Source organism: Micromonospora sp. SH-82 (assembly GCF_051132485.1).
Lineage (GTDB): Bacteria > Actinomycetota > Actinomycetes > Mycobacteriales > Micromonosporaceae > Micromonospora.
This window is the reverse complement of the sequence record NZ_CP148049.1, coordinates 3,020,790-3,036,243: the sequence shown is the minus strand read 5'-3', so window position 1 is coordinate 3,036,243 and position 15,454 is coordinate 3,020,790. Positions and strand designations below refer to the sequence as shown.

The window sequence follows — 15,454 nt, the reverse complement described above, 5'->3', positions numbered from 1 at the left end:
ACACGCCGTGGGGTGGACCTCTTCGATCGTGGCGCCCGAGAGCGTCGCCCGACCTCGGCTCAGCCGGCCGCCACCGCCGCCGCCACCCCGGCCGTGATGCGGGCCAGGTCCGCGTCGTCGGTGACGTACGGCGGCATCACGTACACCAGGTCCCGGAACGGGCGCAGCCAGACGCCGCACTCCACCGCCGCCGCCGTGGCCGCCGGGACGTCGACCTGACGGTCCACCTGGACCACGCCGATCCCGCCGAGCACCCGGACGTCGTGCACCCCGGGCGCGGCCCGCAGCGGCTCCAGACCGGCCCGCAGTCCGGCACCCAACCGCGACACCTCGGCGGCCCAGTCCCCGGACCGGAGCAGTCCGAGGGAGGCTCCGGCCACCGCGCACGCCAACGGGTTGCCCATGAACGTCGGCCCGTGCGCCAGGACCCCACCGTCGGCGGAGATCCCCCGGGCCACCTCCGGCGTGCAGAGCGCGGCGGCGAGGCTGAGGTACCCGCCGGTGAGCGCCTTGCCCACACAGAGCACGTCCGGGACGACACCGGCGTGTTCGGCGGCGAACATCGTCCCGGTCCGACCGAATCCGGTGGCGATCTCGTCGAAGATCAGCAGCACCCCGTGTTCCCGGGTCACCTCCCGCAGCACCCGCAGGTACTCCGGATGGTGGAAACGCATCCCCCCGGCGCCCTGCACCACCGGCTCAACGATCACCGCGGCCAGTTCGTCGGCGTGCCGCTGGACCGACTCGGCCAGCGCCGTGCAGTACGCGGGATCGGGCGGGGTGTCGAACCCGGACGGCGGTTGCGGGGCGAAGACCTGCCGGGGCAGGACGTCGGTCCAGAGGTGGTGCATCCCGCCGACCGGATCGCAGACGCTCATCGGGTGGAAGGTGTCCCCGTGGTACCCGCCGCGCCAGGTGCCCAGCCGGTGCCGCTGCGGCCGACCGGTGGCCCGCTGGTACTGGAGGCACATCTTGACGGCCACCTCGACGCTCACCGACCCGGAGTCGGCGAGGAAGACCCGTTCCAGCCCCTCCGGGGCCAGTTCGACGAGGGTACGGGCCAGGCGGACCGCAGGCTCGTGGGTCAGGCCGCCGAACATCACGTGACTCATCCGGCCCAGCTGGTCGGTGACCGCCGCGTCGAGGACCGGATGCCGGTACCCGTGGATCGCCGACCACCACGACGCCATCCCGTCGACCAGTTCCCGGCCGTCGGCCAGCCGCAGCCGTACCCCCTGTGCCTCGGTCACCAGGTACGGCGGGGTCTGCGGCGGGAGTGAGGCGTACGGATGCCAGACGTGTTCCCGGTCGGCCGCGAGGATCTCCTCCGGTGTCATCGCAGCGGTTCCTCCCGTACCTCCCGTGGCCACCGGCCACCCGGACCACCGCCGCAGCGGTGGCCGGGTGCCGGATCACCTGGCGGCGGCACGGTTCGACGCGACCGCCACGGCCCGGGGCAGGGCTGGCCCCCGGTAGACGAACCCGGTGTAGAGCTGCACCAGACTGGCCCCGGCGTCGAACATCCGGGCCCCGTCGTCCGGGTCCATGATGCCGCCGACCCCGATCACCGGAAGCCGCCCACCGGTCTCGGTGTGCACGAAGGAGACCACCTGACGGGCCCGTTCGGCCAGCGGCCGACCGGAGAGTCCCCCGGCCTCCTCGGCGCGCGGCCGGTCGGCGGGGGCGAGCCCGTCGCGCGACAGTGTGGTGTTGGTGGCGATCACCCCGGCCGCGCCCCGGGCCAGGCAGACCTCCAACAGCTCCGCGATGGCCGGTTCGGTCAGGTCCGGGGCGATCTTCACGAGCACCGGCTTCTCGCCGACCAGCGCCGACAGCAGGGCGTCCAGGTGCTCCCTGTCCTGCAACGCGCGCAGCCCCGGGGTGTTCGGGGAGGAGACGTTGACGGCGAAGTAGTCACCGTGCTCCCGCAACGCCCGGTACGAGGTGAGGTAGTCCTCCACCGCCTCGTCCAGTGGGGTCACCTTCGACTTGCCCAGCGAGATCCCCAACGGGACCCCCAGCGGACGGGACGACGCGGCCAGCCGGGCGGCGAGCGCCTCGGCACCGGCGTTGTTGAACCCCATCCGGTTGATCACGGCCTCGCTGTCGCGGAGCCGGAACATCCGGGGGGTGGGGTTCCCCGGCTGGGCGTGCGCGGTGACCGTGCCGACCTCGACGAAGCCGAAGCCCAGCGCCGGCCAGGCCGGCAGGGCCACGCCGTTCTTGTCCATGCCGGCGGCCAACCCCACCGGGTTGGGGAACTCCACCCCGAACACCGTCCGGGGTGCCCGGGTCAGGTAGCGGGCCCGCAGCGCGGCCAGCAGCGCAGGCTGCCGACCGAGCACCGCCAGCCGACGCAGCGTCCACTCGTGCGCCGCCTCGGCGTCCCCGCCGCCCACCCGGAACAACCCGTTGCGGACGACCTTCTCAAACAACAACCCGCACCCCCGCCGTCACCGGGCCGGCCGCAGGGTGGCGTGGAGCTCCTGGAGGGGACGGACCTGCATGTCCCCACGGATCCGCGCCTCGATGCCCATCACCGCCGCCGCCGCACCCGGGACCGTGGTGATGCACGGCAGGTCGGCGGTGACGGCGGCACTGCGGATCTCGTACCCGTCGGAGCGGGCACTCGCCCCCGACCCCTGCGGGGTGTTGACCACCAGGGCCACCTCGCCGCGCAGGATCAGCGACACCGCGTCGTCGTCGGCACCGGCCTGGTAGTGCTTGCCGACCTGCTCGCAGGCGATGCCGTGGCGCCGCAGCACCTCGGCGGTGCCCTCGGTCGCCAGGATCTCGAAGCCCAGGTCCGCCAGGCGCTTGACCGGGAAGACCATCGCCCGCTTGTCCCGGTTCGCCACCGAGACGAAGATCTTCCCCCCGGTCGGCAGGGAACCGTACGCGGCCGACTGGGACTTGGCGAAGGCGTGCCCGAAGTGCGGGTCGATCCCCATCACCTCACCGGTCGACTTCATCTCCGGGCCCAGCAGCGAGTCCACGCCCTTGCCGGCCGGGGTGCGGAACCGCTTGAACGGCAGCACCGCCTCCTTGACCGCGATCGGGGCGTGCGCCGGCAGCGACCCGCCGTCCCCGGTCTCCGGCAGCATCCCCTCGGCGCGCAGCTCGGCGATGGTGGCACCGAGGGCGATCCGGGCCGCCGCCTTCGCCAGCGGCACCGCCGTCGCCTTGGACACGAACGGCACCGTCCGCGACGCCCGGGGGTTGGCCTCCAGGACGTACAGCACGTCGTCCTTGAGCGCGTACTGGACGTTGAGCAGACCGCGTACCCCGACACCGTGGGCGATCGCCTCGGTGTAGCGGCGGACCTGGTCGATGTGCTGACCGGCCAGGGTGATCGGCGGCAGCACGCAGGACGAGTCACCGGAGTGGATACCGGCCTCCTCGATGTGCTCCATCACGCCACCCAGGTACACCTCGCCGTCGGCGTCGCAGAGCGCGTCCACGTCGATCTCGATGGCGTCGTCGAGGAACCGGTCCACCAGCACCGGATGGTCCGGCGAGATGTCGGTGGCCCGTCCGATGTAGTCGCGCAGCGTCGGGTCGTCGTAGACGATCTCCATGCCCCGGCCGCCCAGGACGTACGACGGGCGGACCAGGACCGGGTAGCCGATCTCCTCGGCGATCGCCCGCGCCTGCTCGTAGGAGACGGCGGTGCCGTGCGCCGGGGCACGCAGCCCGGCCCGGGCCAGCACCTCCCCGAACGCGCCCCGCTCCTCGGCCAGGTGGATCGACTCCGGCGAGGTCCCGACCACCGGCACCCCGGCGTTCTTCAGCCGTTGCGCCAGGCCCAGCGGGGTCTGCCCGCCGAGCTGCACGATCACCCCGACCACGCCCGGACCGCCGGCGGCCTTACCGGAGGTGTCCTCGGCGTGCCACACCTCAAGGACGTCCTCGAAGGTCAACGGCTCGAAGTAGAGCCGGTCGGCGGTGTCGTAGTCGGTGGAGACGGTCTCCGGGTTGCAGTTGACCATGACGGTCTCGAAACCGCCGCCCTCGTCGCCCGAACCGGTCGGTGCGCCCCGCAGCGCCATGACCGCGTGGACACACGAGTAGTCGAACTCGATGCCCTGGCCGATCCGGTTCGGCCCGGACCCGAGGATGACGACCTTCGGTCGGGCCGACCCGGTCACCTCGGTCTCCGAGTCGTACGACGAGTAGTGGTACGGGGTCGTCGCCTCGAACTCGGCCGCGCAGGTGTCGACGGTCTTGTAGACCGGGCGTACGCCCAGCCGGTGCCGCAGGGTACGGACCCCGTCCTCGGCGGCGAGTTCCGGGCGCAGTGCGGCGAGCTGCCCGTCGGACAACCCGGCCCGCTTGGCCCGGCGCAGCAGCTCCTCGTCGAGCACCGGCGCGGCAACGATCTCCGCCCGCAGCTCGACGAGGGCGGAGATCTGGTCGAGGAACCACGGGTCGATCCCGCCGGACGCGGCCGAGACCTCGCTGATCGAGGCGCCCAGACGCAGCGCCCGCTCGACGGTGTAGAGCCGACCGTCGTGCGGGATCCGGAGCGCGGCGAGGGTGTTCTCCTTCGTCGCGTCGGCCGGGTCGGCGGTGGTCCAGAAGCCCGCCGCCTTGGTCTCCATCGACCGCATCGCCTTGTTCAGCGCCTCGGTGAAGTTCCGTCCGAGGCTCATCGCCTCGCCGACCGACTTCATCGTGGTGGTCAGCTCCGGGTCGGCGCCGGGGAACTTCTCGAACGCGAACCGGGGGATCTTCACCACCACGTAGTCCAGGGACGGCTCGAACGCCGCCGGGGTCTTGCGGGTGATGTCGTTGGGGATCTCGTCCAGGGTGTAGCCGATGGCCAGCTTGGCCGCGATCTTGGCGATCGGGAAGCCCGTCGCCTTCGAGGCCAGCGCCGACGACCGGGACACCCGGGGGTTCATCTCGATCACCACGAGCCGGCCGTCGGCCGGGTTGACAGCGAACTGGATGTTGCAGCCACCGGTGTCCACGCCGACCTCACGCAGCACCGCGATGCCCAGGTCGCGCAGGCTCTGGTACTCCCGGTCGGTGAGCGTCATGGCCGGGGCCACCGTCACGCTGTCGCCGGTGTGCACACCCATCGGGTCGACGTTCTCGATCGAACAGACCACCACCACGTTGTCGTGGCGGTCACGCATGAGTTCGAGCTCGTACTCCTTCCAGCCGAGCACGCTCTCCTCGATCAGCACCTCGGTGACCGGGCTGGCGGCCAGCCCGGCACCCGCGATGCGGTGCAGGTCCTCGTCGTTGTGCGCCATCCCGGACCCGAGCCCGCCCATGGTGAACGACGGCCGGATCACCACCGGCAGGCCCAGCTCGGCGACGGCCGCCTCGACCTCGGTCATCGAGTGGCAGACCCGCGAACGCGGCACCAGCGACGACGGGTCCTCGATGCCGATGCGGGCACCGGCGGCGGCGACGACGTCCTTGAACAGCTGCCGGTCCTCGCCGCGCCGGATCGCCTCGATGTCGGCCCCGATCAGCTCGACGCCGTACTTCTCCAGGATCCCCGCCTCGGCCAGGGCGACGGCCGTGTTCAGCGCGGTCTGCCCGCCCAGGGTGGGCAGGACCGCGTCCGGCCGCTCCCGGGCGATGACCAGCTCGACGAACTCCGGGGTGATCGGCTCGACGTACGTGGCGTCGGCGAACTCCGGGTCGGTCATGATGGTCGCCGGGTTCGAGTTGATCAGGCTGACCCGGATGCCCTCCTCCCGCAGCACCCGGCAGGCCTGGGTGCCGGAGTAGTCGAACTCGCAGGCCTGCCCGATCACGATCGGCCCGGAGCCGATGACCAGGATGTGCTTGAGATCGGTGCGCTTAGGCATCCTTGCCGCCTTCGGTGGTGTTCCGGTCGAGGCCACGGCCCTCGCCCTGGTTCCGGCCCTCGATCAGCTCGGCGAACCGGTCGAAGAGGTAGTCCGCGTCGCGCGGTCCGGCCGCCGCCTCCGGGTGGTACTGCACGGTGAAGGCCGGCACGTCGCGGGCCCGCAGCCCCTCGACCACGTTGTCATTGAGGCAGACGTGGGAGACCTCCACGCCGCCGAACTCGGTCTCGATCACCTGGTCGGGTACGACCGCGCCGACCCCCGCCCCCGGCACCTGCACCGCGAAGCCGTGGTTGTGGCTGGTCACCTCGACCTTGCCGGTCAACCGGTCCAGGACCGGCTGGTTGATCCCCCGGTGCCCGTAACCCAGCTTGTACGTGCCGAAGCCGAGCGCCCGACCGAGGATCTGGCTGCCGAAACAGATGCCGAACAGCGGGATCCGGCGGCGCAGCACCTCCCGCGCCAACCCGACCGGGCCGTCCGCGGTGGCCGGGTCACCCGGACCGGGCGAGAAGAACACCGCGTCGGCACCGGTGGCCAACAGGTCCTCGATGGTCGAACCGGCGGGCAGGACGTGGGTGGTGACCCCCCGGGCGGCGAGCCGACGCGGGACGTTGCGCTTGATCCCCAAATCGAGGGCGGCCACCGTGTACCGGTGCTCCCCCTCGGCCGACACCACGTACGGCTTCTCGGTGGTCACCTGGGTGGAGAGGTCCGCCCCGACCATCTGCGGCGCCTCCCGGACCCGGGCCAGCAGGCCCCTCGGGTCGTCGTCGACGCTGGAGATGCCGACCCGCATCGCGCCCCGCTCCCGCAGGTGACGGGTGAGCGCCCGGGTGTCGATCCCACTGATCCCGACCACACCCTCGGTGGCCAGCCGGTCCTCCAGCCCGCCGGTGGCGCGCCAGTTCGAGCCGATCCGGGCGGGGTCACGCACCACGTAACCGGCCACCCAGATCCGGCCCGACTCGTCGTCGTCGTCGTTGACGCCGGTGTTGCCGATGTGCGGGCTGGTCTGCACCACCACCTGCCGGTGGTACGACGGGTCGGTCAGGGTCTCCTGGTAGCCGGTCATGCCGGTGTTGAAGACAGCCTCACCGAAGGTCTCCCCGATGCTGCCGTAGGCCTCACCGTGGAAGGTCCGGCCGTCCTCCAACACCAGGATCGCCGCTCGTCTCCGAGTCACTGTTACTTCACTGCCTTTCCGTCGAGCACGGTCGCCTCGCCGCGTAGGAAGGTCGCCACGACGCGACCCGGGAGCGTCATTCCGGCGTACGGGGTGTTGCGGCTGTGGCTGGCCAGGTCGGCCGGTTCGATCCGGCGACGGGCGGCCGGGTCCACCAGGGTCAGGTTGGCCGGCACCCCGGGGGCCGGGTCGACGCCGTGCCCGGTCAGCCCGGCGATCCGGGCCGGTGCCCGGGACAGCCGCTCGGCGATCAGGTCCCACTCGGGTCCGAGCACCTCCAGCGCGATCGACAGCGCGGTCTCCAGACCGAGCATGCCGGGGCGGGCGTACGCCCACTCGCACTCCTTGTCCTCCACGGTGTGCGGTGCGTGGTCGGTGGCGACGATGTCGACGACCCCCTCGACCAGGGCGGCGCGCAGGGCGGCCACGTCGGCGACGGTCCGCAGCGGCGGGTTGACCTTGAACACCGGGTCGTAGCTGGCCCCCGGCTCCCAGTCCCGGCCCACCTCCGGGCTACCCGGCTCACTCTTCTCCCCGACCGGACCGGCATTGGTCGCGAGTGCGGGGCTCGCAAGCTCACTCTTCCCCCCCACAACCTCGTCGGTGAGGAGGAGGTGGTGCGGGGTGACCTCGGCGGTGACGCGTACCCCCCGGGCCTTGGCCTGGCGCAGGACCTCGACGCTGCCGGCGGTGGAGACGTGGCAGACGTGGAGACGGCTGCCGACGTGCTCGGCGAGCAGGACGTCCCGGGCGATGATCGCCTCCTCGGCGACCGCCGGCCATCCGGTCAGGCCGAGCCGGGTGGAGACCTCCCCCTCGTGCATCTGGGCGCCCTCGGTGAGCCGGGGCTCCTCGGCGTGCTGGGCGATGATCCCGTCGAAGGCCTTGACGTACTCCAGCGCCCGGCGCATCAGCTTCGGGTCGGCGACGCAGTGCCCGTCGTCGGAGAAGATCCGCACCCGGGCCGCCGAGTCGGCCATCGCGCCCAGTTCGGCCAGGCGTTCACCGGCCAGCCCGACGGTGACCGCGCCGATCGGCTGGACGTCGACCAGCCCGGCCTCCCGGCCCAGCCGCCAGACCTGCTCGACCACACCGGCGGTGTCCGCGACCGGGGAGGTGTTCGCCATCGCGCAGACGGCGGTGTAGCCGCCCAGCGCCGCCGCCCGAGACCCGGACTCGACGGTCTCGGCGTCCTCCCGGCCGGGCTCCCGCAGGTGGGTGTGCAGGTCGACCAGGCCGGGCAGGGCGACCAACCCGTCGGCCTCGATCACCAGGGCGTCCGGGGCGGACAGCCCCGGCCCGACGTCGGCGACGACACCGTCGCGGATCAGCAGGTCGGTCGGTGCGGCACCGACCACGCTCACGTTCTTGACCAGGTACGCGGTCACCGGTTGCTCCCTCCGAGCAGCAGGTAGAGGACGGCCATCCGCACGGAGACCCCGTTGGCGACCTGTTCGACGATTGTTGACCGGGGCGAGTCCGCCACCTCGGGGGTGATCTCCATCCCCCGGTTCATCGGCCCCGGGTGCATGACGATGGCGTGGTCGGGCAGGCGACGCAGGCGGGGGCCGTCGAGCCCGTAGCGGCGGGCGTACTCGCGGGCGGAGGGGAAGAAGGAGTCCCCCATCCGTTCCCGCTGGACCCGCAGCATCATCACCACGTCGGTGCCGGGCAGCACCGAGTCCAGGTCGTAGGAGACGGCGGTGCCGGGGGCCAGCGCGGCGGCGATGTCCACCGGGATCAGCGTCGGCGGGCCGACCAGGGTGACCTTCGCACCGAGGGTGGACAGCAGCAGGACGTTGGATCGGGCCACCCGGCTGTGCAGGACGTCCCCGACCACCGCGACGGACAGGCCCGCCAACCGGCCCAGCCGGGAGCGCATCGTGTACGCGTCCAGCAGCGCCTGGGTGGGGTGCTCGTGGGTGCCGTCCCCGGCGTTGACCACCGACCCGTCGACCCAGTCGGCGAGCCGGTGCGGGGCACCGGAGGCCGGGTGCCGGACGACCACCGCGTCGGCCCCCATCGCCTGGAGGGTGAGGGCGGTGTCCTTCAGGCTCTCGCCCTTGGCGACGCTGGAACCCCGAGCCGAGAAGTTGATCACGTCGGCGCTGAGCCGCTTCGCCGCCGCCTCGAACGAGATCCGGGTCCGGGTGGAGTCCTCGTAGAAGAGGTTCACCACCGTCCGGCCGCGCAGCGCGGGCAGCTTCTTGACCTCCCGGCCGGCGACGGTGGCCATCTCGGCCGCGGTGTCCAGGATCTGGGTCGCGGTGTCGGCGTCCAGGTCCGCCCCGGAGAGCAGGTGCTTGATCATGCGTACGCCCGCCTTTCGTTCACTGCCGACCGGCTGCGCCGCGCTGTGGTGCGCCCGCTCACGACGCGGCCTCCCCGTAGAGGCGTACCTCGTCGGTGCCGTCGGTCTCGGCCAGGGTGACCTTGACGTTCTCGACCGCCGCGGTGGGGATGTTCTTGCCCACGTAGTCGGCGCGGATGGGCAGCTGCCGGTGACCCCTGTCGACCAGGACGGCCAGCTGCACCGAGGAGGGGCGGCCGACGTCGCTGAGCGCGTCGAGCGCGGCCCGGACCGTACGCCCGGAGAAGAGCACGTCGTCGACGAGGACGACCCGGCGGCCGTCGATCCCGCCGGAGGGCAACTGGGTCGGTCCGACCGCCCGGGTGGCGTGCCGGCGCAGGTCGTCGCGGTAGAGCGTGATGTCGAGCACCCCCACCGGCACCTCGACGTCCTCGAAGGTGCTGATCCGGGCGGCGAGCCGCCGCGCCAGCGGGACACCCCGGGTGGGGATGCCGAGCAGGACGGTGTCCGCGGCCCCCTGGGTCTTCTCCAGGATCTGGTGGGCGATGCGGTCGACGACGCGCGAGACGTCGGCGGCGGTGAGGATCACCTTCACCGAGGGTTGCCGCGCCGGTGACGGTCGGGCAGCCGGTGGGTAGGCCACGGCGGACCTCCTTCCCCGCCTCACGGGACGGGTCGTTAAAGGATGTCGGTAGCGCCCCGGGGGCTGCGAGCAGCCACTACCGAAGCTCACGCCACGTTACCAGTGGTCACCGACTCGACAAGCACGGGCTGCTGATCCTCGGGTCAGCCCCCAGAAATGGGGACAACTCACCCGACCATCTCAACAGTGATGTCATGAGCACTTGACCAGGTGTCGCAATCTGCGTACCGTCACGCTCCGTAGCGATCGCTGGGAGAACCCCGAGCAGCACTGGGAGTGTCCGAATGCCCTCTGAATACGCCAAGTCGCTGGGCGCCCGCCTGCGTTCCATCCGCCAGCAGCAGGGTCTGTCCCTGCAGGGGGTGGAGGAGAAGTCCAACGGCCGCTGGAAGGCCGTCGTGGTCGGCTCCTACGAACGCGGTGACCGGGCGGTCACGGTGTCCCGCTTGGCCGAGTTGGCCGACTTCTACCGCGTACCCGTCTCCGAGCTGCTGCCCGACGGCAGCGGGGTGCGCCACGAGCCGACCAGCAAGATCGTGCTGGACCTGGAGCGGCTCTACGACGAGGCGTCCGAGGACCTCGCCTACGTGGCCCGGTACGCCCGCGCCATCCAGCAGCAGCGCGGCGACTACAACGGCCGGGTGCTCTCCATCCGCGCCGACGACCTGCGGGCCCTCGCGATCGTCTACGACGCCTCCCCGTCGGGACTGATCGAGCGCCTCACCGAGCACGGGGTCCTGGTCGCCGACCCCCGGGCGTTCTTCGCCTCCTGAGACCACGACCGCGAGGGGCCCGAGCCGTACGGCTCGGGCCCCTCGCGGTCATCTGTGATCTTCCGCTCACCACCGTGTCCCGCCTGCCGGAACGCGTCCCACCAGGCGGAAGACGGTGATCAACGGGTGGCGTACTCGGAGATCCGGTCCAGCAGCCCGTTGAGGAACCGGGGAGAGTCGTCGGTCGACATCTGCCGGGCCAACTCCACCGCCTCGCTGATCGCCACCGGATCGTCGACCCCGTCGACGTAGAGCAACTCGTAGACGGCGATCCGGGCGAGGTTGCGGTCGACCACCGGCATCCGGTTGAGGGTCCAGCCCTCGGCGTAGCTCGCGATCAGCTCGTCGATCCGGTCGAGGTGCGCTGCCACCCCCTCCACCAGGCTGACCGTGTACCCCAGGTGCTCCGGGCGGGGACGCTCGATCCGCTCGATGTACCCGGCGAGCACCTCCACCGGAGGGCGGTCGCGCTGGTCGGCCTCGTAGAGCACGTCCAGCGCCCGCTTGCGCGCCTTACGGCGCGCCGGCATCTGCTGCTTGGGACCCTCGGCCATCAGGCGCGGCCGAGGTAACGGCCGTCGCGGGTGTCGACCTTGATCTTCTCGTCGGTGGTGATGAAGAGCGGCACCTGCACCGTGGCCCCGGTCTCGACGGTGGCCGGCTTGTTGCCGCCGGTCGACCGGTCGCCCTGCAGACCCGGCTCGGTGTAGGTGACCTGGAGGACCACGCTGGTCGGCAGCTCGATGTAGAGCGGCACCCCCTCGTGGGTGGCGACGGTCGCCTCGGCCTCGGGCAGCAGGTAGTTGGCCGCCTCGCCGACCGTCCCGCCCAGCACCGTGATCTGGTCGAACGTCTCCAGATCCATGAAGACGAAGTCCTCGCCGTCGGCGTACAGGTACTGCATGGTGCGCTTGTCGACGGTCGCCGTCTCGACCTTCGTACCCGCGTTGAAGGTCTTGTCGACGACCTTGCCGGAGAGCACGTTCTTCAGCGTGGTGCGTACGAAGGCACCACCCTTACCGGGCTTGACGTGCTGGAATTCGACGACAGCCCACAGCTCCCCGTCGAGGTTGAGAACCAGGCCGTTCTTGAGGTCGTTGGTAGAGGCCATTTCCTGCCTTGATCGTCATTTGGCGGACAGACCCACGAAGTCTACTAGCTGGTCGGCGCGCCGGAATCCACCACCGAGCCCGCCCCGGCCCGGGCGGCCAGATGGTGCAGGGCCAGGCGGTACCCGTCGACGCCCAGGCCACAGATCACCCCGGTGGCCACCGCCGAGACGACCGAGTGGTGCCGGAAGGACTCCCGGGCGTGGATGTTGGAGATGTGCACCTCCACCAGCGGCCCCCGGAGCAGGGCACAGGCGTCCCGGACCGCAATCGAGTAGTGCGACCAGGCCGCCGGGTTGAGGACCACCGCCGCCTGCTCGTCGGCGGCGTCGTGCAGCCACCCCAGCAGCTCGTGCTCGGCGTCGGTCTGCCGGACCGTCACGTCCAGCCCCAGGTCACGGCCGGTCGACTCGCACAACTCGACGAGGTCGGCGTAGCTGGTCACCCCGTACACGTCGACCTGACGGGTGCCGAGCCGGCCCAGGTTCGGGCCGTTGAGGACGTACACCCTCATGCGCTCACCTCCCGGTAGGCGGCGTGCAGGAGGTCGTCGTCCGGGCCGTCGAGGATCGCCGGGCGGGCCAGGCCGTCCAGCACCACGAACCGCAGCCTGCTGCCCCGGGCCTTCTTGTCCACCCGCATCGCCGCCAGTAGGTCCGGCCAGGCGTCGGCGGCGTACCCGGTGGGCAGGCCGAGCGCGGCCACCGCGCTGCGGTGCCGGGCGGCGGTGGCCTCGTCGAGGCGACCGGCGAGCCGGGCCAGGGCACCCGCGTACACCAGGCCGACGGCGACCGCGTCGCCGTGACGCCACCGGTAGCCCTCCACCTTCTCGATGGCGTGGGCCAGGGTGTGGCCGTAGTTGAGGACCTCCCGCAGGCCCGACTCCCGCAGGTCACCGGAGACCACGTCGGCCTTGACCCGGATGGCCCGTTCGATCAGCTCCCGGCAGACCGGTCCGGTCGGGTCGACGGCCGCCGCCGGGTCCCACTCGACCAGGTCGAGGATGACCGGGTCGGCGATGAACCCGCACTTGACCACCTCGGCCAGCCCGGCGGCCAGGTCGGCCGGGGGCAGGGTGTCCAGGGTGGCCAGGTCGGCCAGCACCCCCACCGGCGGGTGGAACGCGCCGACCAGGTTCTTCCCGGCGGCGGTGTTCACCCCCGTCTTGCCCCCCACCGCCGCGTCGACCATGCCCAGCAGGGAGGTGGCCACCGGCACCCACCGGACCCCGCGCAGCCAGCAGGCCGCGACGAACCCGGCCAGGTCGGTCACCGCGCCGCCGCCCACCCCGACCACCACGTCGGTACGGGTGAACCCGGCCGCCCCGAGCCGGTCCCAACAGTCGGCGGCGACCTCGATCCGCTTGCCACCCTCGGCGTCGGGGACCTCGATCGTCAGCGCCTCGACCCCGGCGGCACGCAGCCGGTCGGCCACCGCGTCGGCCAGCCCCTTGAGCGGGGCCGCGTACAGCACGGCGGCGCGGTCCGCGCCGGGCAGCAGGCCGGGCAGCGCGTCGAGCAGGTCACGTCCCACCAGTACGTCGTACGGCTGATCGCCGCCGACCGGAATCCGGGTCACCTCGTTCATCGGGGCGAGCCTAGTCTCCGTCCTCCGTCGAGGCGCAGCCGACCAGCACTCGTCGAGAATCCGAAGGGCACGCTTTCTCGTGACGACCGACGGAACAGGACGCCCCGACAGGGTGCCGGAACGTCGGAGATCTCGGAAGAATCCGACCCCTCCGAGGGCCACTTCCTTCCAGGATCCACGTCGGGTCAGCGTTCGAGCAGGGAGACGATCTCGTCGGCGATCTCGGTCGGGGTCCGCCCGTCGGTGACCACGGTGGCGGTGGCCACCTCGGCGTAGAGCGGTCGACGCTGGTCCATCAGGTGCTTCAGGGTGGCCCGGGGGTTGATCGTCAACAGCGGCCGTCCGATTCCCAACCCGACCCGCTTCACCGCGTCGGTCAGCTCCACTGACAGGTGCACCACCGTGTGACCGACCAGGGCGGCCCGGTTCTCCTCGGCGAGGATCGCGCCGCCGCCGAGAGCGAGGATCCCGGGATGCGAGGTCAGGGCGGCGGCCACCGCCGCCCGTTCCAGGTCCCGGAAGTGGGCCTCCCCCTCGTCGATGAAGATCTCCGGGATCGGCTTGCCGGCCAGGACCTCGATGTCGGTGTCGGTGTCCCGGAACCCCACGCCGAGCGCGGCGGCCAGTGTCTCGCCGACAGTGGTCTTCCCCGACCCGGGCGCCCCGACCAGGACGACCACCGGCTTCGTCACCGGATCACGCTCCACCGGACGGCGCCCGTCGCGGTCACAGGATCACACTGCGCCAGAAGGACGCCGGTCGCGGTCACCGGATCACCAGGGCGTCGAGGTAACCGGCCAGGTTCCGGCGGATCTCGGCGACCGAGTCGCCGCCGAACTTCTCCATCGTCGCCTCGGCCAGGACCAGGGCCACCATCGCCTCGGCGACCACCGCCGCCGCCGGGACCGCACAGACGTCGGAACGCTGGTTGATGGCGGTGGTCGCCTCACCGGTGGTGATGTCGACGGTGGCCAGGGCCCGGTTCAGCGAGGAGATCGGCTTCATCGCCGCCTTCACCCGCAGCGGCTCACCGGTGGTGATGCCACCCTCCAGACCCCCGGCCCGGTCGGTGACCCGACGGACCCCGGTGGCGGTGGGAACGATCTCGTCGTGCGCCTCGGAGCCCCGGGACCGGGCCTGCAACCAGCCGTCCCCGATCTCCACACCCTTGATCGCCTGGATCGACATCAGGGCGGTGGCCAGCCGGGCGTCGAGCTTGCGGTCCCACTGGACGTGGCTGCCCAGGCCCGGGGGCACCCCGTAGGCGAGGACCTCGACCACCCCGCCGAGGGTGTCGGCGGCCTTCTTCGCGGCGTCGACCTCGGCGACCATCAGGGCGCTGGCCTCGGCGTCCAGGCAGCGCAGCGGGTCGGCGTCGATCCGGTCGGCGTCCTGCGGCTCGGGGCGCAGACCCGGCTTGACGGCGATCGGACCCAACTCGACGACGTGCGAGACGATCTCGATCCCGAGGGTCTGCTTCACCAGGGCCTTGGCGACGGTGCCCACCGCCACCCGGGCGGCGGTCTCCCGGGCGCTGGCCCGCTCCAGGATCGGGCGGGCGTCGGTGTGGCCGTACTTCTGCATCCCGGCCAGGTCGGCGTGGCCGGGACGGGGCCGGGTCAGCGGGGCGTTACGGGCCTGGCTGGCCAACTCGTCCGGGTCCACCGGGTCGGCGGCCATCACCGTCTGCCACTTGGGCCACTCGGAGTTGCCGACCCGGATCGCCACCGGACTACCCAGGGTCACCCCGTGGCGGAGCCCGCCGATGACCTCGATCTCGTCCTGCTCGAACGCCATCCGGGCGCCCCGGCCGTAGCCGAGGCGGCGGCGGGCCAGGTCACGCCCGATCTCACCGGTGGTCACCTCGACCCCGGCAGGCACCCCCTCCAGGAGCGCGACGAGGGCGGGACCATGGGATTCACCTGCAGTCAGCCAACGCAACACGTCAGTCAGTCTGTCACGCCCGGTGGCGGCTCCGACGCTGCGCCCGCCCCGTCCCGCCCTACGGACGGGTCGA

Annotated in this window: 14 protein-coding genes; 1 reads left to right on the top strand and 13 read right to left on the bottom strand. The window is 71.8% G+C overall.

What is annotated here, in order from left to right; translation table 11 throughout:
- Positions 1-59: 59 nt before the first annotated feature.
- The 7 genes from WHN02_RS13950 to pyrR form a co-directional block, all read right to left on the bottom strand.
- Positions 60-1,337 (bottom strand): adenosylmethionine--8-amino-7-oxononanoate transaminase, encoded by a 1,278-nt coding sequence (locus WHN02_RS13950; protein WP_434743709.1) that lies wholly within the window; start codon positions 1,335-1,337, stop codon positions 60-62.
- 75 nt (positions 1,338-1,412) lie between these two features.
- Positions 1,413-2,438 carry a quinone-dependent dihydroorotate dehydrogenase gene (locus WHN02_RS13945; protein WP_434743708.1) on the bottom strand — a complete coding sequence of 342 codons (1,026 nt, stop codon included), beginning with the start codon at positions 2,436-2,438 and terminating at the stop codon, positions 1,413-1,415.
- 15 nt (positions 2,439-2,453) lie between these two features.
- Positions 2,454-5,828 carry a carbamoyl-phosphate synthase large subunit gene (gene carB, locus WHN02_RS13940; RefSeq protein WP_434743707.1) on the bottom strand — a complete coding sequence of 1,125 codons (3,375 nt, stop codon included), beginning with the start codon at positions 5,826-5,828 and terminating at the stop codon, positions 2,454-2,456.
- Positions 5,821-7,014 (bottom strand): glutamine-hydrolyzing carbamoyl-phosphate synthase small subunit, encoded by a 1,194-nt coding sequence (gene carA, locus WHN02_RS13935; RefSeq protein WP_434743706.1) that lies wholly within the window; start codon positions 7,012-7,014, stop codon positions 5,821-5,823. The genes carB and carA overlap by 8 nt, the downstream gene beginning before the upstream one ends.
- 2 nt (positions 7,015-7,016) lie before the next feature.
- Positions 7,017-8,402 carry a dihydroorotase gene (locus tag WHN02_RS13930; RefSeq protein WP_434743705.1) on the bottom strand — a complete coding sequence of 462 codons (1,386 nt, stop codon included), beginning with the start codon at positions 8,400-8,402 and terminating at the stop codon, positions 7,017-7,019.
- Complete coding sequence (locus WHN02_RS13925; protein ID WP_434743704.1) at positions 8,399-9,325, bottom strand: aspartate carbamoyltransferase catalytic subunit; 927 nt, start codon at positions 9,323-9,325, stop codon at positions 8,399-8,401. The genes WHN02_RS13930 and WHN02_RS13925 overlap by 4 nt, the downstream gene beginning before the upstream one ends.
- A gap of 58 nt (positions 9,326-9,383) precedes the next feature.
- Positions 9,384-9,968 (bottom strand): bifunctional pyr operon transcriptional regulator/uracil phosphoribosyltransferase PyrR, encoded by a 585-nt coding sequence (gene pyrR / locus WHN02_RS13920; RefSeq protein ID WP_434743703.1) that lies wholly within the window; start codon positions 9,966-9,968, stop codon positions 9,384-9,386.
- A 284-nt stretch (positions 9,969-10,252) separates the two neighbouring features.
- Between pyrR and bldD the strand changes: the two genes are divergently transcribed.
- Positions 10,253-10,741: a transcriptional regulator BldD gene (gene bldD, locus WHN02_RS13915; protein ID WP_013285505.1), complete on the top strand. Its 489-nt coding sequence runs from the start codon at positions 10,253-10,255 to the stop codon at positions 10,739-10,741.
- A 119-nt stretch (positions 10,742-10,860) separates the two neighbouring features.
- Here bldD and nusB read toward each other — a convergent pair whose 3' ends face one another.
- The 6 genes from nusB to aroC form a co-directional block, all read right to left on the bottom strand.
- Entirely contained in the window at positions 10,861-11,271 is a 411-nt protein-coding gene (nusB, locus tag WHN02_RS13910; RefSeq protein ID WP_434743957.1) for a transcription antitermination factor NusB, read from the bottom strand.
- Between the two features lie 23 nt (positions 11,272-11,294).
- Positions 11,295-11,852 (bottom strand): elongation factor P, encoded by a 558-nt coding sequence (gene efp / locus WHN02_RS13905; RefSeq protein ID WP_350897602.1) that lies wholly within the window; start codon positions 11,850-11,852, stop codon positions 11,295-11,297.
- 44 nt (positions 11,853-11,896) lie between these two features.
- Complete coding sequence (aroQ, locus tag WHN02_RS13900) at positions 11,897-12,364, bottom strand: type II 3-dehydroquinate dehydratase (RefSeq protein WP_434743702.1); 468 nt, start codon at positions 12,362-12,364, stop codon at positions 11,897-11,899.
- Positions 12,361-13,437, bottom strand: coding sequence for a 3-dehydroquinate synthase (gene aroB, locus WHN02_RS13895; RefSeq protein WP_434743701.1), 1,077 nt, complete (start codon positions 13,435-13,437; stop codon positions 12,361-12,363). Before aroB ends, aroQ begins: the two co-directional genes overlap by 4 nt.
- Before the next feature lie 185 nt (positions 13,438-13,622).
- A complete protein-coding gene (locus WHN02_RS13890) occupies positions 13,623-14,129 on the bottom strand; it encodes a shikimate kinase (protein ID WP_434743700.1) in 507 nt (168 codons plus the stop codon).
- A 73-nt stretch (positions 14,130-14,202) separates the two neighbouring features.
- Positions 14,203-15,381, bottom strand: a complete 1,179-nt coding sequence (aroC, locus tag WHN02_RS13885) for a chorismate synthase (protein WP_350897606.1) — start codon at positions 15,379-15,381, stop codon at positions 14,203-14,205.
- Positions 15,382-15,454: the final 73 nt, after the last annotated feature.